Raw genomic sequence first — 26,972 nt, 5'->3', positions numbered from 1 at the left:
GGCTCCCTAGTCTGAATGGACACTCGACAAAGAAGGCTGCAGAACCGCCGGCAGCCCTTGCGAAAGGCCCTCCAGTGACCGAACAGACTTCCCGCACAGAGACTCCGCGCCGCATCGTCGTCGCCGGCGGCGGCCCCGCGGCCCACCGTTTCGTGGACGCCATGCATGCCCGTGGGCTCGAGGGCTGGCATGTCACGGTCCTCACCGAGGAAGCCCATCTCCCCTATGACCGGGTTGCGCTCTCCAAGGCCCTCACCGACATGGACTACGACCTCACCCTGGGTGACGCGTCCATGTGGGACCACGGATCGCTGGAGCTCAAGACCGGTGAGCGCGTGGTAAAGATCAACGCTGGGGCCAAGACAGTCGAGACCGCTGCAGGCAACACGTTCGCGTACGACGAACTGGTGGTCGCGACGGGCTCCAACGCGGCACGCCTTCCCATCCCCGGCAACGAACTGACCCACGTCTACCGGACCCTTGAGGATGTGTGGGCCATCAACAAGTCCATCGCGGAACTCAGCGAAAAGCTGGGCCGCAAAGTCAGGGCAGTCACCATCGGCGGCGGCCTGCTCGGCCTCGAGTCCGCCGCCGGCACCGAGCAGCTGGGCGCTACCCCGGTCGTCATCGACGGCTCGCAGTGGCTAATGGCCACGCAGCTTGACGAGGGCGCGGGCCAGGCAATGGGCCGCCTGATCAAGGAAAAGGGCTTTGAGGTCCACGGCGGTGTCTTCCCGTCCGAAGTGCTTTCCGACGGCGGGGGCCAGGTCACCGGGGTCCTTATGGCAGACGGGCGGATCATCGACGCCGACATGGTGATCGTCGCTATCGGCGTCCGCCCCCGCGACGAACTCTTCCGCGCCGCCGAGGGCGAGGAACAGGTATTCAGCATGGGCCAGCGCGGTGGGGTGGTCATCAACGACTTCTGCGCCACCGAGGTACCGGGCATCTGGGCCATCGGTGAAGTGGCCAACTTCGGGGGCATGTGCCTGGGCCTGGTGGCGCCGGCGAACACCATGGCCGAAATCGTCGCGGACCGCCTCCACGGCGGGGATGCCACCTTCCCCGGGTTCGACACCGCTACCAAGCTCAAGCTCTCGGGTGTGGACGTGGCCAGCTTCGGTGACGCCTTCGCCAAGACCGAGCACGCCCTGGAAATCGTCTACGCCGACCCCGCCCGCGGCGTCTACCAGAAGATCGTCACCACGGACGACGCCAAGACCCTCCTGGGCGGCATCTTTGTGGGCGACGCCTCCCCGTACATGAGCCTGCGCCCGCTGCTGGGACGGGAACTCCCCGCCGAGCCAGGCGCGTTCCTCAGCGCCGCAGGCGGCGGCGAGGCCCCCGAAACCGAACTGCCCGATGACGCCACGCTCTGCTCCTGCAACAACGTGACCGCCGGCAGCATCCGCGATGCCGTCAACGGCTGCGGCACCTGCGAGGGCAACGCTCCGGTCCAGGAGCTCGGGGAGCTGAAGGCCTGCACCCGTGCCGGCACCCAGTGCGGTTCCTGCGTGCCGATGCTGAAGAAGCTGCTGGAAACCGAACTGACCAAGTCCGGCGTCGAGGTCTCCAAGGCTCTGTGCGAGCACATCGAACTCTCCCGGCAGGAACTCTTCGACGCCATCCGTGTCCTGGAACTGAGCTCCTTCGAAGAGATCATGGCCAAGTACGGCTCCGGCGCAGGCTGCGACATCTGCAAGCCCACCATCGCCAACATCCTGGCCAGCCAGAACAGCGCCTACGTGCTGGACGCCGGCCGCGGCACGCTCCAGGACACCAACGACCGCGCCCTGGCCAACATGCAGAAGGACGGCACCTACTCGGTGGTCCCCCGCATCGCCGGCGGTGAGATCACCCCGAAGAAGCTCGGCGTCATCGCCGCCGTCGCCGAGAAGTACGGCCTGTACACCAAGATCACCGGCGGCCAGCGGATCGACATGTTCGGCGCCCGGCTGGAACAGCTGCCGGAGATCTGGAAGGAACTGGTGGACGCCGGCTTCGAGTCCGGCCAGGCCTACGGCAAGAGCCTGCGCACGGTGAAGTCGTGCGTCGGCTCCACCTGGTGCCGGTTCGGCGTCCAGGATTCGGTGGCCATGGCCATCAAGCTGGAGCTGCGCTACCGCGGGCTGCGCAGTCCGCACAAGCTCAAGATGGGTGTTTCCGGCTGCGCCCGCGAGTGCGCCGAGGCCCGCGGCAAGGACGTGGGCGTGATCGCCACGGCGGACGGCTGGAACCTGTATGTCGGCGGCAACGGCGGTGCAACGCCTGCACACGCACAGCTGCTCGCCAAGGACCTCGACGACGAAACGCTGATCAAGTACATCGACCGGTATTTCATGTACTACATCCGCACCGCGGACCGTTTGCAGCGGACGGCCCGCTGGCAGGAAGAGCTTGACGGCGGCATCAGGCACGTTGAGGACGTGGTGGTCAAGGACACCCTCGGCATTGCCGCGGACCTGGAAGCCGCCATGGCCAAGCACGTGGACACCTACGTGGACGAATGGGCGGACACCCTCAAGGACCCGGAACGCCTCCGCCGGTTCCGGTCCTTCGTCAACGCCCCCGACCAGAAGGACGACTCCATCACCTTTGTCCCGGACGAGCGCGGCCAGATGCGTCCCGCTACGCCGGAAGAGAAGGGAAAGGTCCTGCTCGGGGCCTCCATCGGCGTGCGCCCCGGAGCACCGGAAACCATCGGAAACGAGGCGTAGCCATGCAGCTCAGCATCGATCTCACCGGCCGGGACGTCCTGGTCACCGGCTCCCCGGCCGCCGCCCGCCAGGCCGTGCGGCGCTACCAAGCCGCGGGCGCCGTCGTGCACCGCCTGAGCACCCCGCACGGCGGACCGCTGGACGGCCCCCTCCCGGAGCACCCCTTCCTGGTGGCAGCGGTCGACGACGGCCAGCCGGGTTGGGAGCCCCTCCTCGCCAGGTGCGGGGAAGCCGGAATTCCCGTGGCGGCCGAACCGGCCGCCGGCGCGCCGGGGCACGTCACCCTGGTGGGCGGCGGGCCCGGCACCGCTGAGCTGCTGACGGTTGCGGCCGTCACCGCGCTGCGCGACGCCGACGTGGTGTTCTACGACCGGCTGGCCCCGTACCAGGAACTGCCGTCCCTCACCTCGGCCGAGCTCGTGGACGTGGGGAAGAAACCCGGACACCACAAGGTCAGCCAGCGCGACATCGAAAAGCTCATGGTGGACAGCGCCCTGGCGGGCAACAACGTGGTCCGGCTCAAGGGCGGGGACCCGTATGTGTTCGGCCGCGGCGGCGAGGAAGTGGCTGCCTGCGTGGCTGCCGGGCTGAAGGTGCGCGTGGTCTCCGGCGTCACCAGCGCCATCTCGGTGCCGGCAGCAGCGGGCATTCCGGTCACGCACCGGGAAGTCAGCCACATGTTCACCGTGGTTTCCGGGCACGCGCCGCTGACCGAGGAGGAACACCGGCACCTGGCCGGCCTGGGCGGAACCATCGTGGTGCTGATGGGTATCGGAACCCTGCACCAGCTGGCTGCCGGGCTGCGGCGGGCAGGTATGCGAGCGGACATGCCGATGGCCGTCGTCGAACGCGGTTACCGGCCCGGGCAGCGCACCACGATCGCCGACCTGGGGACCATCGCCTCCGCCGCGACCGGGTGCAGCAACCCTGCGGTGCTGGTCATCGGCGAGGTGGTGCGGGTGGCTGAGGCCAACCGCGGGCATGCCGAGGCCGCTGCGGACCTGGACCGGCTGGCGGCCTCGCTGCTCGGTTCATGAAAGGATTGACCGCCATGACTGTCCTTGCACCAGCCCATGCTGCCCTGCGCGGCGAACCTGCGCAGCCCGGCGAGGCGATCGACCCGACGGAGTCCGTGTCGGCGTCGGAATCCCCGCTGGAGGGGTTCCGCATCGGCGTGACGTCACACCGGCGGTCCCGTGACCTGATCGAGGCCCTGGAACGACGCGGCGCCGAAGTGCTGCACGCGCCGGCGCTGAAGATCGCCCCTGTGCAGGAGGACCTCCACCTGATCGAGGACACCCGGGCCATCATCGCCGCCAAACCGGACCTGTGCATCGCCACCACCGCGTACGGCATGCGCCGCTGGTGCGAGGCCGCGGACACGTTCGGGATCGGCGACGAACTGCTGGAAACGCTGGGAGCCTGCCGGATGTTCGTCCGCGGACCCAAAGCGCGCGGTGCGGTGCGCGCGGCCGGCCTGGCCGACGTCGGCATCAGCAGTGACGAAACCACTGCGACGCTGGTGGATATGCTCCTGGCGGAGGGCGTGCGCGGCAAGACGGTCGCGGTGCAGCTGCACGGCTACACGGACGTGCGGCAACTGGAACGCCTGCGGATGTCCGGCGCTACCGTGCTGACCGTCACGCCGTACCGCTGGGTCAAGCCCGACGGCGCGGACCGGCTGCCGCGGCTGATCGAGGCCGCCTGCAGCGGAAACCTGGACGTGCTGACCTTCACCAGCGCACCCGCCGTGGACGCGGTCTGGAGTACAGCGCACGAGATGGGCGTTTACCAGGAGCTCATCCATAGCCTGAAGACGAACGTCACCACGGCGGTAGTGGGACCGGTAACCGCGCAGCCGCTGCTCGACGCGGGGGTGACGCCAATCGTGCCTGAGCGGTTCCGCATGGGCGCCCTGATCCGGCTGGTCTGCGAGCATCTGGCCCTGAACCACGTGCGCCGGCTGGAAACCCGCTCGGGAACCGTCGAGCTGCGCGGCCGCTGCCTGCGGATCGACGGCGAACCCGTGGAGCTGCCGCCGGCTCCGCTGCTGCTGCTCCGGGCGCTCCTGGGTGCCGGGGGTGCCGTGCTGTCCCGCGAGTCGCTGTCCGAGCTGCTCGAACTGCGCGGCTCGGTGCACGCGCTGGACATGACCGTCAGCCGTTTGCGCTCCGCGCTGCCCGACGGCAGGCTCGTGGAGACCGTAGTGAAACGGGGTTACCGGATCCGTCTCTAGGCTGTCCAAAGCGGGCTAATGTGTCGGCTGCCCGCGCGGATGAGAGGCAGGTCACGGGTTCTGTTACCGGCCGGTAAACACTGGCGAACACGGTCCCGAGAAACAGCAACTGCGGAGAAACACCCCGGAAAAGGCGGGTACCTACGCTGGGTCCATCACGAAGTTCCGGCCGTTCCAGGCCGCCAGCGAAAGGGCCAGCACATGTCCGCTCCGGTACCCTCCACCTCCACCACACGCATTGTCATCGCAGGGGCCGGCCCGGCTGCCCAGGCACTGGTCAGCCAGCTTGACCGGGCCCGTTTCACCGGCACTATCACGGTCCTGAGCAACCGGGACGACAGCCCGGAGGAACTGCTGAAGCTGGCGATGCTGCCCGGGGTTTCCGTCCGGTTCGGGCAGCCGGCCAGCCATATAGACCCTGTGAACCTCACAGTGGCCACTGCGGACGGCATGGAATTTGCCTACGACCAGCTGGTCATTGCCACCGGATCGGCGCCCGTGGCCAGCCCTGTCGAGGGAGCGGGCCGATGCCTGACCTACTCGACCATCGATGACGCCGCCCGCGTCGGCGAGGCCGTGAGCCAGGTAGCCAGGGAGCTGGGCCGGCGTCCGCTGGGAATCCTGGTCGGCACTGGCGCCGCGGCCGGCCAGGCAGAGGCTGTCCTCCGGGCCCGCGGCGTGCGCCCGATCCGCACGACAGCCCGACCCGCCGCCGTGATCCCCTCCCCGCCCGCATCGGGATGTGCCGCCTCCGGCGTGGTTTTCGAGGACGGAAGCAGCATGTACGGCGACCTGGTGATCCTGGCCGAGGAACGCGAATCGCGGGACGAGCTCGCCGCCAGTGCGGGACTGGAGACGGCGGCAACCGGCGGAATCGTCATCGGCCATGACTTCCGGACATCCGTTCCGGGCATCTGGGCCCTCGGAGACGCCGCGGTGTTCGACGGCGTCCGGCTGGGCCTGCTGGTGGCCGCCGCCTCCGCGGCGGGAGCCTGTGCCACCCAGCTGCTGACAGCGGCCTGAAAAGCAACGTGGGATGCCTTCTGCCCTATCCGCCTGCCGCTTTCGAGCCGGAAGCATCCCCGCGGTGCAGTGGTTGCACGCCTGCGGCGGCGGTGCGGTCCGGGATGCGGCGTGTGGCAAGATGGTTCCCGAAAGAGCCCCGGACGCTGTAATGCGGCAGGCCCACAAGGCCGGCCGGAGAGGACCACCATGAGCAACGACGCCCCTTCCGCCAACCCCGCGGACGCAGCCACCGGCAACCTGGCCAAGTTCATCGATCACACCCTGCTGAAACCCGAAGCCGGCGAAGCGGACATCCTGAAGGTCTGCTCCGAGGCCGCGGAATACGGATTCAAGTCCGTCTGCGTCAACCCCGTCTGGGTCAAGACCGTCAAGAACGCGCTGCGGGGCTCCGGTGTGCTGACCTGCTCCGTGGTTGGCTTCCCGCTGGGCGCCACCCCCACCGATGTCAAGGCCTTCGAAGCCCGCGGCGCTGTGCTGGACGGGGCGGACGAGGTGGACATGGTGATCAACATCGCCTCCGCCCGTGCCGGGGACAAGGGAGCGCTCGTGGAGGACATCACCGCCGTGGCCGAGGCCGTGCACGCCGGCGGTGCCATCCTCAAGGTCATCATTGAGACGTCCCTGCTCACCGATGACCAGAAGGTCCTGGCATGCCAGGCCGCCGTGGAAGCCGGCGCGGACTTCGTCAAGACCTCCACGGGGTTCAACGGCGGCGGCGCCACGGCCGGGGATGTTGCCCTCATGCGCCGCACGGTTGGTCCGGATCTGGGCGTCAAGGCCTCCGGCGGAGTGCGGTCCCGCGAAGATGCTCAGGCTATGATTGCTGCAGGTGCAACGCGTATCGGCGCCAGTTCCGGGATTGCCATTGTCAAGGGTGAACAGGGTTCGTCCGCTTACTGACGGCTGACTGCCGAACGCCACAGATTGATAGCCCCGCGGGGCCAAGGAGGAACAATGTCCAGCAAGACCACGGCCACGACCCACGCCGCAGAACACGGCACCATCCGGACCCCGCAGAACGAGAACAACCTGGCCACCAGCGTCATGCTGTTCGTGGTGTCCATCGTGCTGTTCCTCGCCGCGATCTACTCGCTGTCCTTCCTGACCCTGGACAACTACTGGCCCATGGCCATCTGCCTGGGCCTGTTCGCCCTGGCGTTCTGGATTCCGCTGACGGTTACCGGCCGTTCGGATTCCGCCGGCGAGCACTAGATTCTTCCAAACATCAACGGCCGTTATGAAGTTCATAACGGCCGTTGCTGTTTTCCGGGCTGCATTCCGGCCTAGCGGCCCAGCCCCGCCCATGCGTCGACCGCAAGGGTAGCCACGCGGGGCCAGTGGCTTTGTGCGATTGCCCACCCGGCCACGGCCATGCCCACCATCGCGTAGGCGCTGACGGGGATGAGCACGAGCCACTCACGCCTCGACCCGGCCCGGCCCAGGATCGGCAGGGCCAGTGCCCCGTTGGGCCGCCAGACCGCCCGCAGCAGCGGCATTTTCCGCAGGAACCGGGGTGGACGCAGCATCAGCGGCCACAGCAGCGGGACACCCCCGGTGGTGATGAGGTCACCCACGATGTGCACCGCGACCCCGATCAGCATGGACATGGGCAGCCAGGTCCACTGCTCGGGCGCATAGACGGTGACCAGCCCGGCCATCGCCAGCGCGAAGATCCAGTTGGAGATGAAGCCGCCCTTCGGAAACAGCTTCAGGGCTTTCGCGGCGATGTTGATCATGAACATGCACAGCAGCCCCGCTCCGAGCGAGAGCTGGCCTCCGGGTGTGTCCACGTGGATCTGCCCGGCAACCGCGGCCAGCGCCACAAAGGCCGCTCCGCCCACGATCGAGTGCGTACCCTGCCGGTGGCCGCCGCTGGCGCTTTCGATCCCCCGTGCGATGGCGTTGGACAACGGCGGCAGCGCATGCGCCACGGTGCTGTGCCGGTGGTCCCAGTCGCACACCAGGGCCGTTCCCGCCGTCGCCATGCCGCCGATCAGGATGCCGGTGGCGTCCAGCGGGTACCAGCCAAGCGTGTACGGCCCCGTTGAGGCAATAGCCACCCACGCCGCGGCTCCCGACGCGGCGTGGTGTCCCCCCATCACGGTCAGTCCGCCGCAGGCGCGGCGGCAACCGGCTGGTCTGTGAAGATGTTGCGGATCACGCCGTTGGCCCACTCCAGGATTTCAGCGTCCTGCAGGTCGCGCCCGCCGATCCGGGCCGTCTTGGGCTTGGGGATGAGCACCGCGTCCAGCGCGGGCTTGGTCTGCGAACCGGGGTACATCCGGGTCAGCCGCATCACCTTGGACTCGGGCAGCTGCGCCGGGGAGAACCTGATGAAGTTCCCCTGGAGCGCGACGTCGGACAGGCCGGCTTCGCGGGCACCGACCCGGAAGCGGGCCACGGCCACCAGGTTCTGCGCGGGCAGCGGCGGCTCGCCGTAGCGGTCCACCAGTTCGGCCAGGACCTCGTCGATGGCTTCGTTGGTGAGCGCGGACGCGAGCTTCCGGTAGGCCTCGAGGCGGAGCCGTTCGCCGGGGACGTAATCGTGCGGCAGGTGGGCGTTGACCGGCAGCTCGATCTTCATCTCGGCAGCCTTTTCCTCGGCCTCCCCGCGGAAGTCCGCCACGGCTTCGCCCACCAGGCGGATGTACAGGTCGAAGCCGACGCCCTGGATGTGGCCGGACTGTTCCCCGCCCAGCAGGTTGCCGGCGCCGCGGATCTCCAGGTCCTTCATGGCCAGCTGCATGCCGGCGCCGAGCTCGTTGTGCGCGGCAACGGCTTTGAGGCGTTCCAGTGCCACCTCGCCCAGCGGCTTCTCCGACGGGTACAGGAAGTAGGCGTACGCGCGCTCCCGGCCACGTCCAACGCGGCCGCGGAGCTGGTGCAGCTGGGACAGGCCGTACTTGTCCGCCCCGTCAACAATCAGCGTATTGGCGTTGGAAATGTCCAGGCCGGTTTCGATGATGGTGGTGCACACCAGCACGTCGAAGCGCCGCTCCCAGAAGTCCACGATGATCTGCTCCAGCCGGCTCTCGGACATCTTGCCGTGGGCCACCTCCACGCGGGCCTCCGGGACGAGTTCACGGATCTTCGCCGCGGTCCGTTCAATGGTGGACACCCGGTTGTGCACCAGGAACACCTGGCCTTCGCGCATCAGTTCGCGGCGGATGGCGGCGGAGGTCTGCTTGTCTGTGTACGGGCCCACGTAGGTGAGCACCGGATGGCGTTCCTCCGGCGGGGTGGCCAGGGTGGAGGTTTCGCGGATACCCGTGAGCGACATCTCCAGCGTCCTGGGAATCGGTGTGGCACTCATGGCCAGGACGTCCACGTTGGTGCGCATCTTTTTCAGCGCTTCCTTGTGCTCCACGCCGAACCGCTGTTCCTCATCCACGATCACCAGGCCCAGGTCCTTGAACTCGAAGTCCTTGGCCAGCAGCCGGTGCGTGCCGATCACCACGTCCACGGATCCGTTCTTGACACCCTCCGCGGTTTCCTTGGCCTCCTTGGCGCCCTGGAAGCGGGACAGCGGCTTCACCCTCAGCGGGAAGCCGGAGAACCGTTCGGTGAAGGTCTCGTAGTGCTGCTGGGCCAGCAGGGTGGTGGGTACCAGCACCGCCACCTGCTTGCCGTCCTGTACGGCCTTGAATGCTGCCCGCACGGCAATCTCGGTCTTGCCGTAGCCCACGTCGCCGGAGACCAGGCGGTCCATGGGGATCTCCCGCTCCATGTCCGCCTTGACCTCGTTGATGGTGGTCAGCTGGTCCGGCGTCTCCACGTAGGGGAAGGCTTCCTCCAGTTCCCGCTGCCAGGGCGTGTCAGGTCCGAACGCATGCCCGCGCGAGGCCATCCGGGCCGAGTACAGCCGGATCAGTTCCCCGGCGATCTCCTTGACCGCCTTGCGCGCCCTGGACTTGGTGCTGGCCCAGTCGGCGCCGCCCATCTTGCTCAGCACGGGGGTGTCGCCGCCCACGTAACGGGTCACCTGGTCCAGCTGGTCGGTGGGAACGAACAGCCGGTCGCCCGGCGCACCGCGCTTGGACGGTGCGTACTCCAGCACCAGGTATTCGCGAACGCCGTCTCCGCCGCCGGCCACCTTCCGCTGGATCAGTTCGACGAACCGGCCGATGCCGTGCTGTTCGTGCACCACGTGGTCCCCCGCCACCAGCTGCAGCGGGTCCACGGCATTGCGCCGCTTGGACGGCATCCGCCGCATGTCCTTGGTGGAGGCTGCGGAGGTCCGGCCCAGCAGGTCGGCTTCCGTGAGCAGCCCCAGCTTCAGGCCGTCCAGGACGAAACCGCGTCCGACGGCGGCAGTCGTCACCTCGATGATTCCCGCCTGGGGTTCGTGGTCCAGGCTGTCCACGCGGGCGCACGGGATGTCCGCGTCATGGAACAGTTCGGCCAGGCGCTGGGCGGGGCCGGGGCCTTCGGTGGCCACCACGATGCGCCACTGGTCGCGCACATGCGAGCCGATGAAATCCATCATTTCGGCGACGTCGCCCTGGTAGCCGCGCGGCTCGCGGGCATGCAGGTTCAGCACGTCGATCTCCGGCAGGAGTTCGGCATCCTGCGCCAGGGATGTGATGGACCACCAGGACACCTGGTGGTCCAGGGCCGAGCTCCGGGTCTCGGCAAGCGACCGGAAGCTGGCCGAATGGAGGGCAGCGCCCGCCTCGGAGCCGAGGACTGTGTCCAGCGCCAGAGGCGCGGTCCCGCCGTCGGACGCCGTGGACCAGGCCGCTTCGAGGAATTCCTCATTGGTGGCAGCGAGGTCGTGGGCTCGGGTTCGGACCTTTTCCGGTTCGATGACCACGGAAATGGAACCCTCCGGAAGCTGGTCCACGAGCGGCACCATGGCATCCACCAGCACCGGGGCCAGCGACTCCATGCCTTCCACCGCGATGCCGCCTGCGATCTTCTCCAGCATGTCCGCCGCGGCAGGAAGCTGGGACTTGAGCGTTGCGGCGCGCGACATCACCGACGGTGTGATGAGGATTTCGCGGCACGGCGGGGCATGCAGTTCGGTGGGATGGTGGATGCCGGGCGCGGACAGCGAGCGCTGGTCTGCCACGGCGAACCAGCGCATCTGGTCCACCTCGTCGCCAAAGAATTCCACGCGGATGGGATGGTCCTCGGTGGGCGGGAAGACGTCGATGATGCCGCCACGGACTGCGAACTCGCCCCGGTGGGTCACCATGTCCACGCGGGCGTAGGCGGCGTCCGCCAGGCTCCGCACCACGTCGGTGAACGGGATGTCCTGGCCTACCTTGAGGGTGACGGGCACGAGGTCGCCCAGGCCGGACACCACCGGCTGGACTACGGCGCGGACGGGTGCGACGACGACGCGCAGCGGACCCGCCGTCGAGCCTTCCGGGTGTGCCAGCCGACGCAGCACGGACAGGCGCCGCCCCACGGTATCCGACCGCGGCGAAAGCCGCTCGTGCGGCAGGGTTTCCCAGCTGGGGAATTCGGCGACGGTGTCCGCGGGAAGGTACGCGCGCAGGGCGGCTGCGAGGTCCTCCGCTTCGCGACCCGTGGCGGTGACTGCCAGCACAACACCCGGCGCACCGCCGTCGTCCTCCCCTGCCCTCGCAGCCAGCCCGTCCGCCATTTCGGCGAGCAGCACGGGACGCAAACCGGCCGGGGCGCTGATCTGGTAGTCCTGGCCGCGGACCGCGAAGCCGCGGACAGCCTCGGCCTGTACGCGCGCGAACGTCTGGTCCTGGCCGAGGGCACGGCGCAGGCCGGCCAGGGACGGCCCGTGCACGGCGGGGGTAGAAGGGCCGGAAGGGCTCATGGCGGAACTCCTGGTGTTCAGTTCACGGTATTCGTCGGTTCACAGTGTGCATCGGTTCGCGGTGTTGTTCCGTTCGGAGGCAACGCGAAAACCCGAAATTCGCTGCGAATCCCGGGATCGTCCCAGCCTACCGCGCACCGCCGACACCAGTGGGCCTGCTCAGCGTGAAGACCCGGGGCAGGGGGCATAGGCTGGCAGGGGCCGCACCATCTGGCGCGAAGCATTTCCGCCGAAGCAGCCGTCCACCCGCACCGCCGCTCCGAATCCCCGGGGACGAACAGGAGCCAGCATGACCGAAGGTACTGACCGCACAGCGCCGCGCACCGTCCTGGTCACAGGCGCCACCGGATACATCGGCGGCCGGCTGGTGCCCAAGCTCCTGGAGGCCGGCCACAGGGTCAAGGTGCTGGTGCGCTCCCCGGACAAGATCGCGGGCGTGCCCTGGCGTGACCGGGTGGAGGTGGTGGAGAGCAGCCTGGACGACGGCGATGCCCTCCGCGGTGCGCTGGCCGGCGTCGATGTCTTCTACTATCTGGTCCATTCGATGGCTGCCGGGGCCGGGTTCGAGTCGACCGAGCAGGCCATGGCACGGACAGCCGCGCAGGCTGCCGCCGCTGCGGGCGTGGGCCGGATCGTGTACCTGGGCGGACTCCATCCCGAGGGAGTGGAGCTGTCCACGCACATGCGGTCCCGCGAAGCGGTGGGCAGGGTGTTCCTCGATTGCCCCGTGGACGCCGTCGTGTTCCAGGCCGGCGTGGTCATCGGCTCGGGCTCGGCATCCTTCGAGATGATCCGGCACCTGACCGAGACTCTGCCGCTGATGCCTGCACCCAGCTGGGTGCGCAACCGGATCGAGGCCATCGCCGTCCGGGATGTGCTGTACTACCTGGTGTCCGCAGCGGCCGTGGCCGGGCCAGTCAACCGCACGTTCGATATCGGCTGCCGGCAGGTGCTGACCTACGCCGGGATGATGAAGGAGTACGCGGCTGAGGCGGGACTGCCGCACCGGGTGGTACTGGCGCTTCCGATACCCGCGCCCCGGCTCGCCGGCCTGTGGGTGGCCCTGACCACGCCCATTCCGCTGGCCATGGCGGTGCCGCTGGTCCAGTCGCTGCAGCACGATGCCGTGTCCAACGAGCACGACATCGACCAGTACGTTCCAGTGCCGGACGGCGGCCTCACGCCGTACCGGACAGCGGTGGCACTCGCTTTGGGCAAGGAGCGGGACGGGCAGGTGGAGACCACCTGGGCCAACGCCGGCGTAGCGTCCGATCCCCTGCCAAGCGACCCGGACTGGGCCGGACACAAGGTGTACGTGGATGAGCGGACCTTCCACGGTGAGGCGGACCCTGCTCTCGTCTGGACCGTGATCGAAGGGATCGGCGGCAGCAACGGCTGGTACTCCCTGCCGCTGGCGTGGCAGGTGCGCGGTTGGCTGGACAAGCTCACCGGCGGGGCCGGGCTGCTGCGCGGGCGGAGGCATCCGCACACCCTTGCCGTGGGGGAAGTGGTGGACTGGTGGCGCGTGGAACGGATTGACCGCGGCCGGCTGCTGCGGCTCCGGGCCGAGATGAGGGCGCCTGGCCGGGCCTGGCTGGAGCTGTCCGTGGAACCCGACGGGACGGGCAGCCGCTACCGGCAGCGGGCCATCTTCTTCCCGAAGGGGCTCAGCGGCCGGCTGTACTGGCTGGCGGTGCTGCCGTTCCACTCGGTGATTTTTCCGGCGATGGCGCGCAACATCACCGCCGCGGCGCAGGAAATAGCGGATGCGGAGCGGACCGGCCGGAAGCCATAGGATGTACGGAGCCAATTTCGTTCCGAATTTCCCCAGGAGGACCCATGGCCCTGAGCGCCACCACCACGCTTCCCCATTCCGTTGACAGCGTCGCTGCCGTGCTGGTCAACGAGGACTTCCAGCGCCACGTCAGCCAGCTGGTAGGCGGCACGCTGGAATCCTTCACCGTCGACGGCGACGTTGCCGGTGCGTTCTCCGCAACGTCCGTGCGCACGCTGCCCACCACCCGCCTGCCGGAGATTGCCCGCAAGTTCGTGGGCGAAAGCCTGAAGGTGACCCAGGTGGAGAACTGGGACGCTCCGGCAGCGGACGGTTCGCGCCAGAGCAACATCTCACTCAAGGTTGCCGGCGCGCCCGTGGATGTCAGCGCCGTCCAACGCCTCGTTGCCGAAGGCGGCAGCACCCGGGTTGAGCTCGCCGGCAACGTCACCTCCTCGGTGCCGTTCCTGGGCAGCAAGATCGCCGACGCCGCAGAGCCCATGGTGGCCAAGGCGCTGAACCTCCAGGCAGCCCAGGCCCAGGCCTGGCTCGAAAGCCATTAGGACCGTGGAGCTTCCTGTCTTCGCGAGCCTCGTGCTCGTTGTTGCCGGCGTCTGGTCCCTCGTGGTGTGGCCGCAGTTCCTGCGCCGGGTCATGAAGGACCCGCGCGCCCGTGATGCTGCAGGAAAGGCAACGAAGTTCCTGGCCGTGCACGTGGTGCTGGTCAGCATCTCGATGGTCCTGGGCGCGGCTACGGCCGTGATCGGGGTACTGGGGCTCTTGGGCTAGCCGGCAGCTGTGCCGGCCAGCCAGGCCCGACGCCGCCTCCGAGGCATCTGCGGAAGCCCTGTGGAAGCCCGCAGGGTTTTCGCAGTGCCATGGTTATGTCCCCGGGGGTGCGGGATGGTGGAGCTGTGCGGATCTCAGTTATTGGTTGCGGCTACTTGGGTGCTGTCCACGCAGCATGCCTGGCAAAGCTTGGTCATGACGTCGTGGGGATCGACGTCGACCAGCGTAAGGTCGACCGGCTAAGCGAGGGAAAGGCACCATTCTACGAACCTGAACTTGATGCCCTCCTGACAGAGCTGGAAGAGTCCGGACGCCTCAGATTCACCACCGGGATGGCCGCCGCAGCAGGCTGCGAGGTCCACTTCGTCTGCGTAGGAACGCCCCAGAAACGTGGAGAAAACGCAGCCGACCTGCGCTTCGTGGATGCAGCCATTGCCGAACTGGCCGGCTTCTTATCGCCGGGGGACGTAGTGGCCGGTAAATCGACTGTTCCAGTGGGGACCGCGGACAAGCTCGCTGAAGTCATCGCGGCCGTGCAACCGGCGGCCGCCCTCGTGTGGAACCCCGAGTTCCTCCGCGAAGGCCACGCTGTTGACGACACCCTGCGTCCTGACCGCTTTGTCTACGGTGTCCCGGACGGCAACGAGGACCACCCGGCCGTAGCGATCCTCGATGAGGTCTACCGGACGGCGCTTTCCACCGGGACGTTGCGGCTCATTGTGGACTATCCGACTGCGGAACTCGTCAAGACCGCTGCCAACTCGTTCCTCGCCACCAAGATTTCCTTCATCAACGCCATGGCTGAGGTCTGCGAAGCCACCGGGGCTGACGTCACGCGCCTGGCCGACGCCATCGGCATGGATGACAGGATCGGACGCAAATTCCTCAACGCCGGCATCGGATTCGGCGGCGGATGCCTCCCCAAAGACATCCGCGCCTTTATGGCCCGGGCCGGGGAACTCGGCGCGGACCAGGCACTGACCTTCCTGCGCGAAGTCGACGCCATCAATATGCGGCGCAGAACACGGGTGGTCGAGTTGACCCGGGAACTCTGCGGCGGGATACTTCTCGGCCAACGGATCGCGGTCCTCGGCGCTGCCTTTAAGCCGGAGAGCGACGACGTCCGGGATTCACCGGCGCTGAGCGCCGCCGCCCAGCTCCAGCTTCAGGGTGCCGTGGTCACGGTCACTGATCCGCAGGCCCTTGACAACGCAGCGAAGAGGTTCCCGGAGCTCCCGATGGAGCCGGACCTGGACACGGCACTAACCCGGGCGGATGCCGTCTTGCTACTGACCGAGTGGAAGCTCTACCGGGAGCTGGATCCATATTCAACCAAGTCCTTGGTGTCCTCGGCGCGGGTCCTTGACGGCCGCAATGTCCTGGATCCAGCCAAGTGGCGCGCTGCGGGCTGGACATACCGCGGCCTGGGCCGACAGTAGCCCCTGTCACGCCCCGGCGTCGCAGGCGTCCGCTGCCCCGGCGGGCCGGAACGTGACGTTCCGGAATTCGACGGGGGCGCCGCCGTCGTAGTTCTTGACCAGTGAAAACCAGCCGCCGCCATACGCCGCGTCGGCCGAGTCTACGCCCTGCCCGCCCAGGCCTTGCCGCCGGACGCTGATCATGTGCGACGTCACCTCTATCACCAGCTGAATCCACTCGCCAGGCTCGGGCGGGGCTCCCTTTGCTTCGGCAAGCAGGGTGCTACCGGCGGTACCCCTATCCTTGCGCCACAGAGCCAGCCTGCCGTCCGCCCCGAGTTCCAGCTGGTAACCCTGCCCCGCGGTATCCGCGCCCACTTTGAAGGGCCCGTCATCGTCCTGGCCGAAGGCAACGCCCGCGCCGCCGGAGCCTTCGGGCAGGGCCTCCGGCCAACGCAGCTCCAAGGTCAGTTCCCGTTCCGAGGCCGACAGGGCGCCCATGGAGCCCATCAGATAGGAGACACGGTCCGCAGCGGCCATGCGGAGCGATCCCTGATCAAACAGCGGTTGGCCGTCCCAAGTGCCGTCCGAGCGCCCCGGCAGATCCCCGGCACGGCGGAGTCCGCTGTCGAAGCCGTCTTCAGGATGCCGCTCTTCAAGGTGCATTACGTGGACAATATTGGAACAGACGAATCCCTTAACCCCCAGGCCCTTGAGCCGGGCATAATCGCTCCGGCGGCGCACTTCCCAGGCTGCCACCGGCTTCCCGGAGGCCACCAGCTCGCGGACAACGGACTCGGGCGCCGAGCGGTGCACCCCCAAGAGGTCCACCCGGGGAATCAACGCCGGAAGGTTACCGAAGTCCGGTGTGGTCACATAGCCCCACGTGGTATAGCCGTGACTCCTGGCCCGGGCATGCCCCGGTGAAGAGGCGGGCTGCTTCCACACCACCCTTTCCCTTGCTCCGGGATAGGTCTCCAGCAGCTCCAGCAGCTCGGCAGCGTTGGTCCCCTGCTTATCCTCGAGGAAGATCACCCGCGAGGACAGGAACGTCCGAAGGACATCCTCCAGCAACGGAATCGGCTCAAGGGGCGCTCCAGGGCCCAGCCAAGCGCGGGCATCATTCCTCAAAGTCTGCAGCGCAGCATAGCTCGCGCGGCCGATCACGAGGTCTGCCCCCGTTAACCGGAGGGTGTTGAGATCGTGATGGCACACCAGGACACCGTCCGCCGTCGACGAAACTGATACCTCCAACGCCTTGAGGCCGGCAGCAGCCGATTGGGCATAGGCACGCATGGTGTGTTCCGGCCAGTTGTCACCGGACCCCCTGTGTGCCACGAAAAAGCCCGGAGCGGCAAGCATGCCGGCGATGCTGAACGGCCCATCGTCACCGGCGGCGGCCAGCACACCTTCATCAATGAATGCTGCAGACGCTTCCGATGCCGGAACATACTCCGGGGTAGGTCTCGCCGACTGGCCGCCGGAGGGCCGGTTGCAGGGAACCCCGCAGCCACTGCCGGTCAGGACGGAACCGGCAGCAACCAGGGCCAGGAAGCCCCGTCGTCCAATGCCCGGTGCAGGGCCACGACCGGGCCGCCCGATCATCGTGCCGCCAGTTCGGCCGCCGGTCCGGGGCCGCCCTGCTGGCGGTCCGCTCCGTCCGCCACCGGCAGCCGTCGCCGCGCCCTGGCTTCATCGCCCGCAATGACCACCATCGCCATCAGAGTCCACACCGCGATCCCTGCCACGGACCGGGTGGCGAGCGAGCTGTACGTCTGCGGGACCACTACTGCCAGAAGGCCGGCCAGCGTCAGTCCGCGATAACCGTGTCCGGGGGCGTTGCGCAGCACCAGCACCAGCATCAGGCCGAAGTACAGGGCAGCGAAAAGGATACCGAAATCGATGCTGTACATGAGGATGGGATTTTCGAAGCTCGTCTCCAGGCCTGCCTGGACGGCTACGCGGTAGCTCGAGCCGATACCTTGCCCTGCGACAGCATAATCGGCCCAGCGCGTCAGGAAATACTCCAGCGCCAGGCCGCGGGCCTCGGCAGAGCCCGTGTCATCCGCAAGGCGGGCATACAGTCCCTCAACCAGCGGCGAGGAGGTGAGAAGCGCCGCGGCCGTTCCCATCAGCAAGACCATGAGCAGCCTGGTCCACAGCTTCCGCTGGGAAAAGACCGCCACTGCAAGGACGGAGACGGCGACAACCGCGATGCCGACCCGCGACTGGGTGATGAGCACGCCCACCAGCATCAGGACGAGCAGGAGTGCCTGTATCGACGCCCGTTTCAAGCAGGAAACCAGCGGCGCGGCCATGGAAATCACCAATGAGAGTGCCAGCGGCTGGTCAAGGGTCCCCATCCAGCGTTGCGTGTCCGGATTGAACCAGTACTGAGTCTGGAAACCGGAACTGTAAACCAGGGGGGCGCCGCTGAGCCACTGGAACACCGCGATGATACACACGACGGCCACAAGGAGCAGCAAGAGCGAGCGCAGTATCGTGACAAGGCCGGGCTGACGGACGCTGTTCGCAAGGAGCAGCAGGAAATAGAGCACTGGAGCGAGGATCTGATCCACCAGCAGCAGCATGCCGCCTCCCTCCTCAGAGGTTCTGGAAGCCAGGAAGGCCGCGGCCAGCACGAGCGCGAGGATCAGGAACACGAAAAAGTGGCGCGCCAAGGCTTCCGCGATGCTCCACGGATCGTGCAGGAGCTGGGTGGCCAGCACAGCGACAACCAGCCACGATGCGGCGTGGAAACCCAGGGGACCTGCCGGTTCGCCCGTAACGACGGGATTGCCTACTGCCGGAACCAGGAACCACAACGTCAGCACTGCCGCAAGAAGGACCCGGGGACGGGAACGGAGCAGGATGGATCCCACCACGCATAGCCCAATCCAGAGTGCCAGCTGCAATGTCATTACCTCCGGCGGGCCGCATGCCTGACGGGTTGCCCCGCCGGCAGGTCAACGGATACCAAGTGTGGGACCGTCGTACGCAGCCATGGACGCCGCGGGCGCCGCAGCGCGCGCAGGACCCGGGCCCGGACGCCTCGTCGTTCCTCCGCCAGGTATCCGGGCAGTGCATTGATGACAACGCCGGTGGCTTGCTTGTTTACGGACCGGAGGTTCCTCAGAGCAGCCTGCAGGCGCTCAGCCGATACGTGCCCATGCCGAACCACCAGGAGAGTACCGTCAACAGCGGCGCCGATCAGGGCGGCGTCGCTGTAGGGCTGCAATGCCGGCGCATCGACTACCACCCGGGTGTAGCGGGCCCGCAGTTCGTCCAGGAGTTCGTGCAGCATCCCGCCGCGCAGCAACTCGGTTGGATTGACCGGAATCGTGCCCCCCGCGATGGCGTGCAGCCTGTCCACGGTCGTGTGCTGGATGACGTTGGTCAACGGCATGGTTCCGGCGAGGACATCGGACAAACCAATGCTCTTGCCCAGGCCGATTTCCGCGGCCAGAGTCGGCTGCCGGAGTTGTGCCTCGATCAGGAGGACCTGCTCCCCCGCGTTGGCCCAGGCTTCTGCCAGCATGAGTGAAACAGTGGTTTTCCCCTCCCTGCGCCCTGCCGACGTCACGGCAATGACGTCCGTCGAAGGCAGTGAGGGAAGATGGTCCACGTTGGTCCGGAGGCGGCGTGCCGCCTCCTCCAGAAAACGGCCAGCCCGTGCCCCGCGCAGCCCGGAGGCCTGCCCCAGGGCTGCCGGGCTGGAGGGTACGCGCGCGAGCAGCGGCACCCCGGAGGCTGCCTCCACTTCCTCTGGTGTCCGCAGCGATTTATCCAGCAGCCGCCTGGACACAGCGATGACAATGCCGATGGCCAGGCCCAAGAGTGTCCCCAGTCCCAGGTTGAGCGGAACCCTGGGTGATATGGGCGCGGGCAGCACGCTTGGTCCGGACACCACATTCAGGACAGTCTCTCCGCCGGGGAGGGTACGCCCGGCTTCGAGCTCATTGACGGCAGCGCCAAAGTTTTTGGCAACGGCGGTAACCGTGGCCTGGGCTGCATCGAAGCTTGGTTGGGTGACTGTCACGGTGAGCATCAGGGTTTCACTGTCCGCGGATGCACTCACACTCTCGGCGGTCTGCTCGGCCGTCAACCCGTTGCCGCTTACCCGAACCACCCTGTCGATGAACGCATCACTCTTTACGAGACTGGCGTACGAGGCGATTCTTCCCCTCGAGAGTTCCAATGACTGCAAGGGCGATTGTCCGTTGACTGCGGGGCTTACGACGAAGAAGCGGACCATCCCCTGATACATCGGCGTAGCGTTTATGGTCACAAGCACGGCCGCGCCCAGTCCGGCCGCCACGCACAAGAGCACTATCCACCAACCACGGGCTATTGCCCGGGTATACTCCGCGAGCTCCAATGCAACCCCCAGCGCGGTGGCCATGCCCTGCCATGACCGGCAAAGTACGTCATGGACCGCTGTCTATTCGCACCATTATCAAACGCCAGGCACCGCTGTGGAAGCATTTTCGATTGTGGCTTTCCACAGGATTGGCAAACGTCCCGCCGCTTGGGGGCAGGAGTCCTAGCGGAACGTGCACCCCCGCCGTAGTCTGGCTCTATTCCGGGGCAGGCTATGCCCGTACACGAGGGAAGTCGTCCATGGCCGGGAAGTTTGCCGGCTACCTCGGACCGCTCCACTCCGGCCCGTCCACCGACCCGGGAGGCATGATGAATGAGCTGACGCCACCCCTTAAGGTCCTGGTGGCACATCCGAGTGCCGATCTCTACGGCTCTGACAGGGTGCTGTTGGAGACACTGAACGGCCTGGTACGTGCCGGCGCGAATGTGGTTGTAACAATGCCTTCGAAAGGCCCGCTTGTTACCGAGATCCAAAGCCGCGGTGCCGCAGTGATCCTTTGCCCCACTCCTGTGCTGCGGAAATCCCTGCTGTCTCCCAAGGGGCTGGCGAAGATCCCCGCAGCAGCCACCCATGGACTCCTTCGCAGTATCGGCGTCATGCGTGGCGTCCGGCCCGACGTCGTGCTGGCCAACACCATCACCGTTCCCGTGTGGACGGTGGCGGGAAGGCTCTGTCGCGTACCCGTGGTCACGCATGTCCATGAATCCGAAGCCAGCGCGCCCGGTGCAGTGCGTGCCGCCTTGGCACTCCCGTTGGTCTTTTCAACCGCCGTCTTGACGAACAGCCGGTTCAGCACTGAGACCCTTGAACGTTCCCTCCGCATCCTGCGGGGCCGCTCCACTGTGCTCAATAACGGCGTCCCTGGGCCGCCATCGGACCGCCCGCCGAGGGCCAGCCTGACGGGCGGGCTAAGGATCCTGTACGTTGGACGGCTCTCACGCCGCAAAGGGGTGGATGTCGCTGTGGAGGCGCTCCTGCAACTGCTGGCTCAGGGAATCCCGGCGCAACTGTCGATTGTCGGTGCCGCATTTCCCGGCAACGAGGTGTATGAGGAGGGGCTGCACGACAAAGTCCGGGCTGCGGGTGTTTCGAGGAACGTTACGTTCCATGGCTTCCAGCACGATGTGTGGCCGTTCCTCGCCGGTTCCGACGTGGTTGTGGTTCCCTCGCGGCTCGATGAGCCCTTCGGCAACACTGCGGTGGAAGCGATCCTCGCCTCCCGCCCGGTGGTGGTCAGCGATACGTCCGGGCTTCGGGAGGCGGCGGACGGCTACCTGTCTGCGCAGTTTGTTGCCCCGGGAAACCCCACCGAATTGGCGGCAGCGTTGATTTCAGTGTCAAAGGACTGGCCGCGGTTCCGGGCTGCCGCGACTGCCGATGCCGCCCGGGCTGCCTCGAGGCATAGTCCCGAACGGTTCGGCGCGCTGATGGCCTGCCACGTTGCCCAGGCAGCAGGCCGGCCGGTATGAGCGGAATTCCGGAGGCTTGGCCGGCGGGAGCCGAGCGACAAAGTCCACGGGACAAGGAACCTGATGCCGTTGGCCCCAGGACAGCGCGGAGCGTCCGTTGGAGTCTGGGCGCAGTCCTGGCCAAGCAGGGCTTCCAGATTCTCTCTGCAGTCGTCCTTGCCAGGATCCTTGGACCGCAAAGCTATGGCGTCATTGTCGGTGCCACCGTATACATCAGCCTCGTGATGCTTGTCCTGGACCAAGGCCTGTCCGCAGCGCTGATCCAGCGGCCGGCCGTTACGCGCCGAATGGCCGGCGCCACGGTCACCCTGAACCTGATCCTTGCCACGCTGCTGGGTACCATCACCTGGTTCGCGGCGCCCTGGCTCTCAGGATTTTTCCGGATCAGCGAGCTGGAACCGATCCTGCAAGTCCTCGCGATCGCCGTCCCGATTAAGGCGCTGGCCATCACGCCCCGTGCCATGCTTGCCCGGGAGCTGCGTCTCCACTTAGTGGGCGCGTCAGACATCGCCGCCGCTGTTGCGGGAAGCGCAGCAGCGATCGGCGCCGCAATTGCCGGGGCCGGACCGTGGGCGATGGTTTACCAGGTTGTTGTGACCGACCTCGTTTGCGCGGCGGCGCTGATTGCTGCCGGCAAGGGGCCCCTGCCAAGTCTCAAGCTCCAAGCGGCCATACCCCTGTTGAAGTTTAGTGCCAGCATTTTCGCCACTGACTGTCTCGCCTATTTTTCCCGCAACCTTGGCAACATCCTCGTGGGCAGGTTCCTGGGTGTGGCTGCTCTGTCCCTGTACGGAATGGCCTACCGGATAATGGTGCTGCCGGTTCAGCTTCTCGGCCAGACCGTCAACCGGGTGATGTTCCCTGCGTTCGCGCGGGCCGCCCAGGAGCCGAAATCCGTGGCGGCGAAGTTGGTGGATGCCACCCGTATCCTCGCTGTTTCGGCCATACCCCTGATGGCTTTCGTGGCTTGCGCCGCGCCCGCGCTCGTGAACTTGGTCCTGGGCCCGGCGTGGCTCCCTGCAGCGGCGCTGATCAGCATCCTCGCCATCGGCGGTGCGCGTGAAACGGTGTTCTATGTCACCCCTTCGCTGATGAAGGGTTTGGGCCGGGGAGGGCTGATCATCCGATATGAAATTCTCGCGGCCGTGGTCCAGGTCAGCGGCATCGTCGTCGGCCTGCAGTTTGGACTGCTGGGCGTTGCCGTGGGCTACGTGGCTTCCGGCTTTGTCCTGACTCCCGTCCTCCTGCATATCCAGAAGTGGCTAACCGGGGTAACGGCCAGATCGCAGCTAGGTACGATCTTTCCCGGTGCCCATGCTGCGGCCTGGGGCGCCGCGGGGTATGGGCTGCTGTCACTGTCACAGTTGGGCGATGCGGCCATGCTGCTGGGCGGCTTTGCTGTCTTCATGGCTGCCGCGGTCAGCAGCCTCTGGCTCTTCCACCGCAGGTTCCTCAAGGACTGCCTTCATGACGCGGCATTACTGATCGGCCGGAGCAGGCCGCACCAATTGGACGGGTTGGAGGACTCCCATGGCTGAGCAGCACCCGATCGCATTGCAAAGACCGGGCAGCATTGTCATCGCGGTCCTGACATACCGCCGTACGGAAGACCTCCGAATGGTACTCCCCCGCCTAGCGGAGCAGGCTCACTCGGTTAGCGACGCTGCCGCCGGTACTGTGCGCCCTCAGATCCTGGTCATTGACAATGATCCGGCTGCAAGCGGCCGCAGCACCGTCGAGGCCGTTGCCGCGGCATTTAAGCCGGGGCTCATCACCTATATCCACGAGCCCAAACCAGGCATTGCGGCGGCCCGCAACCGGGCCCTGGCCCAGTCCGCCTTCGCAGATCTTCTCATCTTCATTGACGACGACGAGATGCCATACGGGCGCTGGCTCGCGCATCTCGTTAATCTCCAACGTGCCACTGGAGCAAGTGCCGTGGTTGGGCCGGTCATCAGCGACTACCAGGACGAACCCGACGCTTGGATCACCGCAGGCAGATTCTTCGAGCGTCGTCGTCTGGCAACAGGAACGCCCTTGACGGTTGCAGCAACCAACAACCTCCTGCTGAGCGTGCCCAAGGTCAGGGAACTGAACCTCGAATTCGACGAAAGATTCGGGCTCAGCGGGGGCTCGGATACCCTGTTTACCCGGCAACTGGTGCGGCGCGGCGGCACTATGCTCTGGTGTGATGAGGCAACCGTCGTGGACAGGGTGCCCACCATGCGGTTGACCAGGGGCTGGGTACTCCGGCGGGCCCTGCGCAGCGGCAACTCAGCCGCCAGGGTCAGCCTGGAACTCGAACGCACGGCAGGCCGCCGGCTGGCCGCGCGCAGCGCGTCGCTGATCTCCGGACTCATTCGGCTAGCGGGCGGCGCGGGCCAGATGGCGCTGGGGCTCCTGGCGGGATCCACCACCCATGAAGCAAGGGGTTTTCGAACCGCCGCCCGGGGTCTGGGAATGGCGTCAGGAGCCTTCGGTTACGTCTACCAGGAGTACAAGCGCATGTGATTTATTTCACGAACTTTGGCAATGCTTGGTCTTATACACGCATTCCGCGTCATTACACGGATTTTCACCGCGTGTCGCCGTATCCCATAGCCCCGTTCTGCCATCAAAAAATCTAATCCTCCCCCTCCGGGAGGCCGTTACCGTTTTGCAACATTCGCTGAACTCTACTACGGTGAGTGTCCATCAGCCGTGGCTAGGGGATGCCAACGGAAGTCACCGCAGCTGCGCTCGGATCCCACCCGCTAGAGGGTCTTGGGCCCAGCCAGTCTGAGTTGGCGCCGCACAATTGGCACATAATGCTGGCACTACGCCCTGGTGGACCCTGCTCTGCCGTCCCATGAAAACGTTGCCTGTGCGGTTCCCCGTGTCCGGAGAACGAAACGTAGAGGTTGTTGCACCATGGCAAGACAGACACCAGAGAAAAATGGAAGGATTGCGCTGCCCTTCAGCGCGTCCATCATCACGGCGGCAGCACTCGCCCTGGCTGGCTGCGCCCAGCCTGCCAGCATGGGCACAGCCGGTTTGGTTCCTCCCGATATTCAGTCCTCGCAGGACGCCAGTGATATTGCCGAGAAGCCCGGCACTCCCAAGCCTTCCGCGACCGCGGAGGATGCAGCCGGGGATGCCGATAGTGCATCGAGCCTTGTAACGGAAGAAGCCGCTCCCGCGGAAGCAGCCGTACCGGCACCGACCCTGATGCCGCAGGGCAACATAAAGGCTTCAGCAGCGCCCCAACCTGCCGCCGCTGAACGTACAGCCCTAGTCCCGGGAACATACCAGCCATCGGCTGAGAACACCGGCGTTCCTGCAGGAACTGCACTGGTGCCCTACAACACGTCAGGCGCTGATCTGGTGATCACCCGTGACGGCACCGTACTTGACGGGCTGGAAATTTACGGCGATATCAAAGTCCGTGCCGCGAATGTCACCATCAAGAACAGCCGGCTCCACGGCGGCAGGCACACTCCAGGGAGCAACACTGGCATCATCGACGCCAACAATGCAGCTGTAGCGAACCTGGTTGTCCACGACAACACGATCATTCCGGACAAGCCGTCCTACTACCGCGACGGGATTGTGGGCCACGACTACGCCGCCCTGCGGAACCACATCCAGCGCACCAACGATGGGCTGGGGATCTTCAACCGCCCCGGCGGACCAGCGGCAGCGAATGTGAGGGCTGAAGCCAACTACATCCACTCGCTCACTTATTGGTCCTACGACCCTGCCCACAGCGACGGCACCCACAATGATGGGATCCAGGTCCAAGGCGGCGAGAATATCCGCCTCGCCGGGAACAACGTCGTGGCCAACGCCGTCCTCGGGGAAGGGTCCGGGCCCAACCCCCGCGGCGACCACGCCGGTATCGGCATCATGCTCCAGCAGAACGTAGCCAAGTTGGCCAACGTCGTAGTGGAGAACAACTGGGTGGACGACGGGCAGACATCGATCAACATCGCCCACGGCAAGTACGCGAATATCACGGTGACCGTCCGAAGCAATTACCTGGGCCGGAACCAATACGACTTTGGAAACGGTTCAACATACCCGATCCGAATCATCAGTCGCGCGGCAAGCACCGTATATGGTCTGGACAGCAACCGCTGGGCCGACACCCTGGCGTTGCTCGTTGAAGGCCGCGACGGCGGCATCCGCTACAACAGCTAGTCCACCCCAACGCGGGACAGGGGTCTCAAGCCGACGTGCGCCACCGCGCTGCAGACGCTTAATGCCTGCCCGCGTGTTCTTGAAAAAGGAATAGTCATGAACTCAACGAAAACCCTCACCCGACGCCGTGCCCTGGGGCTCGGCTTTACAGGCGCCCTCGGCACCCTCGTGGCCGGTTATGGCGCAGCCCAGCCCGCCACGGCAGCCACCAGCCGCGACAGCTTGGTCTATGGCGAATACAAGCCGAGCAACGCGACCACCGGCGTTTTGACCGGAACGGTGCTAAAGCCCTACAACACCTCCAGCGCGGACCTGATCATCAGCCGTGACGGTACAGTCCTGGAAAACCTGGACATTTACGGCGACATCAAAGTCCGGGCCCGAAACGTCGTCATCCGCAACTGCCGTCTCCGGGGCGGTAAGCACATCCCGGGCTCCAACACGGGCATCGTGGATGCCAACAGCGCAAACTGCTACAACCTCCTCGTCCAGGACTGCACCATCATCCCCGACCGCCCCAGCTACTACCGCGACGGAATAGTCGGCCACGAATACACGGCCCGTCGAAACCGCATCAAGCGGACCAACGACGGTCTCGGAGTGTTCAACCGCCCGGGCGGTCCTGTGCAGGCCAACGTCACCATCGAGGGCAACTACATCAATGAGCTCACCTACTGGAGCTACGACCCGGCGCACTCCGACGGCACCCATAACGACGGCATCCAGGTGCAGGGCGGCGAAAACATCCGCATTGTGGGCAACACCGTGGTGGCATCCGCGGTGACCGGTGCGGGGAGCGCACCCAATCCCCGGGGATCCCACGGCGGTATCGGCATCATGCTCCAGCAGAACGTGGCCAAGCTCGCCAACGTACTGGTCCGCAGGAACTGGGTGGATGATGGCCAGACCAGCATCAACATCGCAGTGGGAAGCAAATACAGCGACATCGTCGTGACGGTCCAGAGCAACTTCCTGGGACGCAACCAGTACGACTTCGGCAATGGCTCGAAGTACCCTATCCGCATCATCAGCCGCTCCCGAAGCAAAGTGACCGGCCTCCTCTACAACCGCTGGGAAGACAACAACACCTACCTCAGGGAAGGCAGGGACCTGGGCATCCGTTACGACAGCTGAAAGCTGTCCGCTGCTGCGGCACCGCAGGCTGGGATGCCGCAGAACACGCAGG

At 66.4% G+C, this 26,972-nt stretch carries 20 protein-coding genes; 15 read left to right on the top strand and 5 right to left on the bottom strand.

What is annotated here, in order from left to right:
- Nucleotides 1-74 precede the first annotated feature (74 nt).
- The 6 genes from nirB (at nt 75) to ACFWIX_RS06895 (ending at nt 7,191) form a co-directional block, all read left to right on the top strand.
- On the top strand, nt 75-2,717 hold the full coding sequence (nirB, locus tag ACFWIX_RS06920) for a nitrite reductase large subunit NirB (RefSeq protein WP_377215374.1): 2,643 nt from the start codon (nt 75-77) through the stop codon (nt 2,715-2,717).
- Nucleotides 2,718-2,719: 2 nt separating this feature from the next.
- Nucleotides 2,720-3,754, top strand: a complete 1,035-nt coding sequence (cobA, locus tag ACFWIX_RS06915) for a uroporphyrinogen-III C-methyltransferase (RefSeq protein ID WP_377215373.1) — start codon at nt 2,720-2,722, stop codon at nt 3,752-3,754.
- A 14-nt stretch (nt 3,755-3,768) separates the two neighbouring features.
- On the top strand, nt 3,769-4,953 hold the full coding sequence (locus ACFWIX_RS06910; RefSeq protein WP_377215372.1) for a uroporphyrinogen-III synthase: 1,185 nt from the start codon (nt 3,769-3,771) through the stop codon (nt 4,951-4,953).
- A 201-nt stretch (nt 4,954-5,154) separates the two neighbouring features.
- A complete protein-coding gene (locus tag ACFWIX_RS06905; protein WP_377215371.1) occupies nt 5,155-5,976 on the top strand; it encodes an FAD-dependent oxidoreductase in 822 nt (273 codons plus the stop codon).
- A gap of 189 nt (nt 5,977-6,165) precedes the next feature.
- Nucleotides 6,166-6,879: a deoxyribose-phosphate aldolase gene (deoC, locus tag ACFWIX_RS06900; protein ID WP_377215370.1), complete on the top strand. Its 714-nt coding sequence runs from the start codon at nt 6,166-6,168 to the stop codon at nt 6,877-6,879.
- Nucleotides 6,880-6,933: 54 nt separating this feature from the next.
- Nucleotides 6,934-7,191 carry a hypothetical protein gene (locus ACFWIX_RS06895; RefSeq protein ID WP_377215369.1) on the top strand — a complete coding sequence of 86 codons (258 nt, stop codon included), beginning with the start codon at nt 6,934-6,936 and terminating at the stop codon, nt 7,189-7,191.
- 71 nt (nt 7,192-7,262) lie between these two features.
- Here the strand turns inward: ACFWIX_RS06895 and ACFWIX_RS06890 are convergent, their stop codons facing one another.
- Nucleotides 7,263-8,078 (bottom strand): metal-dependent hydrolase, encoded by an 816-nt coding sequence (locus ACFWIX_RS06890; protein WP_377215368.1) that lies wholly within the window; start codon nt 8,076-8,078, stop codon nt 7,263-7,265.
- A gap of 5 nt (nt 8,079-8,083) precedes the next feature.
- Nucleotides 8,084-11,776: a transcription-repair coupling factor gene (gene mfd, locus ACFWIX_RS06885; RefSeq protein WP_377215367.1), complete on the bottom strand. Its 3,693-nt coding sequence runs from the start codon at nt 11,774-11,776 to the stop codon at nt 8,084-8,086.
- A gap of 289 nt (nt 11,777-12,065) precedes the next feature.
- On the opposite strand from mfd, the gene ACFWIX_RS06880 reads away from it, so the two are divergent.
- From ACFWIX_RS06880 to ACFWIX_RS06865, 4 genes are all read left to right on the top strand, one after another.
- The gene (locus ACFWIX_RS06880) at nt 12,066-13,571 is read left to right on the top strand and encodes an SDR family oxidoreductase (protein WP_377215366.1); all 1,506 of its coding nucleotides are present in this window, start codon (nt 12,066-12,068) and stop codon (nt 13,569-13,571) included.
- A 44-nt stretch (nt 13,572-13,615) separates the two neighbouring features.
- Entirely contained in the window at nt 13,616-14,113 is a 498-nt protein-coding gene (locus ACFWIX_RS06875) for a DUF2505 domain-containing protein (protein ID WP_377215365.1), read from the top strand.
- Between the two features lie 4 nt (nt 14,114-14,117).
- Complete coding sequence (locus tag ACFWIX_RS06870) at nt 14,118-14,339, top strand: SCO4848 family membrane protein (RefSeq protein WP_377215364.1); 222 nt, start codon at nt 14,118-14,120, stop codon at nt 14,337-14,339.
- A 125-nt stretch (nt 14,340-14,464) separates the two neighbouring features.
- The gene (locus tag ACFWIX_RS06865; protein WP_377215363.1) at nt 14,465-15,778 is read left to right on the top strand and encodes a UDP-glucose dehydrogenase family protein; all 1,314 of its coding nucleotides are present in this window, start codon (nt 14,465-14,467) and stop codon (nt 15,776-15,778) included.
- A gap of 6 nt (nt 15,779-15,784) precedes the next feature.
- Here the strand turns inward: ACFWIX_RS06865 and ACFWIX_RS06860 are convergent, their stop codons facing one another.
- The 3 genes from ACFWIX_RS06860 to ACFWIX_RS06850 are packed head-to-tail and all read right to left on the bottom strand — an operon-like array spanning nt 15,785 to nt 20,159.
- A complete protein-coding gene (locus tag ACFWIX_RS06860) occupies nt 15,785-17,362 on the bottom strand; it encodes a glycerophosphodiester phosphodiesterase family protein (protein ID WP_377215362.1) in 1,578 nt (525 codons plus the stop codon).
- Nucleotides 17,359-18,678: a hypothetical protein gene (locus tag ACFWIX_RS06855; protein WP_377215361.1), complete on the bottom strand. Its 1,320-nt coding sequence runs from the start codon at nt 18,676-18,678 to the stop codon at nt 17,359-17,361. The genes ACFWIX_RS06860 and ACFWIX_RS06855 overlap by 4 nt, the downstream gene beginning before the upstream one ends.
- The gene (locus ACFWIX_RS06850; protein WP_377215360.1) at nt 18,678-20,159 is read right to left on the bottom strand and encodes a polysaccharide biosynthesis tyrosine autokinase; all 1,482 of its coding nucleotides are present in this window, start codon (nt 20,157-20,159) and stop codon (nt 18,678-18,680) included. The genes ACFWIX_RS06855 and ACFWIX_RS06850 overlap by 1 nt, the downstream gene beginning before the upstream one ends.
- A gap of 218 nt (nt 20,160-20,377) precedes the next feature.
- Between ACFWIX_RS06850 and ACFWIX_RS06845 the strand changes: the two genes are divergently transcribed.
- The 5 genes from ACFWIX_RS06845 (at nt 20,378) to ACFWIX_RS06825 (ending at nt 26,920) form a co-directional block, all read left to right on the top strand.
- Complete coding sequence (locus ACFWIX_RS06845; RefSeq protein ID WP_377215359.1) at nt 20,378-21,607, top strand: glycosyltransferase; 1,230 nt, start codon at nt 20,378-20,380, stop codon at nt 21,605-21,607.
- Nucleotides 21,604-23,145 (top strand): lipopolysaccharide biosynthesis protein, encoded by a 1,542-nt coding sequence (locus tag ACFWIX_RS06840; protein ID WP_377215358.1) that lies wholly within the window; start codon nt 21,604-21,606, stop codon nt 23,143-23,145. Before ACFWIX_RS06845 ends, ACFWIX_RS06840 begins: the two co-directional genes overlap by 4 nt.
- Nucleotides 23,138-24,118, top strand: a complete 981-nt coding sequence (locus tag ACFWIX_RS06835; RefSeq protein ID WP_377215357.1) for a glycosyltransferase family 2 protein — start codon at nt 23,138-23,140, stop codon at nt 24,116-24,118. The genes ACFWIX_RS06840 and ACFWIX_RS06835 overlap by 8 nt, the downstream gene beginning before the upstream one ends.
- Before the next feature lie 399 nt (nt 24,119-24,517).
- A complete protein-coding gene (locus tag ACFWIX_RS06830) occupies nt 24,518-25,786 on the top strand; it encodes a hypothetical protein (RefSeq protein ID WP_377215356.1) in 1,269 nt (422 codons plus the stop codon).
- 96 nt (nt 25,787-25,882) lie between these two features.
- On the top strand, nt 25,883-26,920 hold the full coding sequence (locus ACFWIX_RS06825; protein ID WP_377215355.1) for a hypothetical protein: 1,038 nt from the start codon (nt 25,883-25,885) through the stop codon (nt 26,918-26,920).
- The last annotated feature ends 52 nt before the right edge of the window (nt 26,921-26,972 follow it).

The organism is Pseudarthrobacter sp. NPDC058362 (assembly GCF_042723515.1).
GTDB lineage: Bacteria > Actinomycetota > Actinomycetes > Actinomycetales > Micrococcaceae > Arthrobacter.
This window is presented reverse-complemented; position numbering and strand designations above follow the sequence as displayed.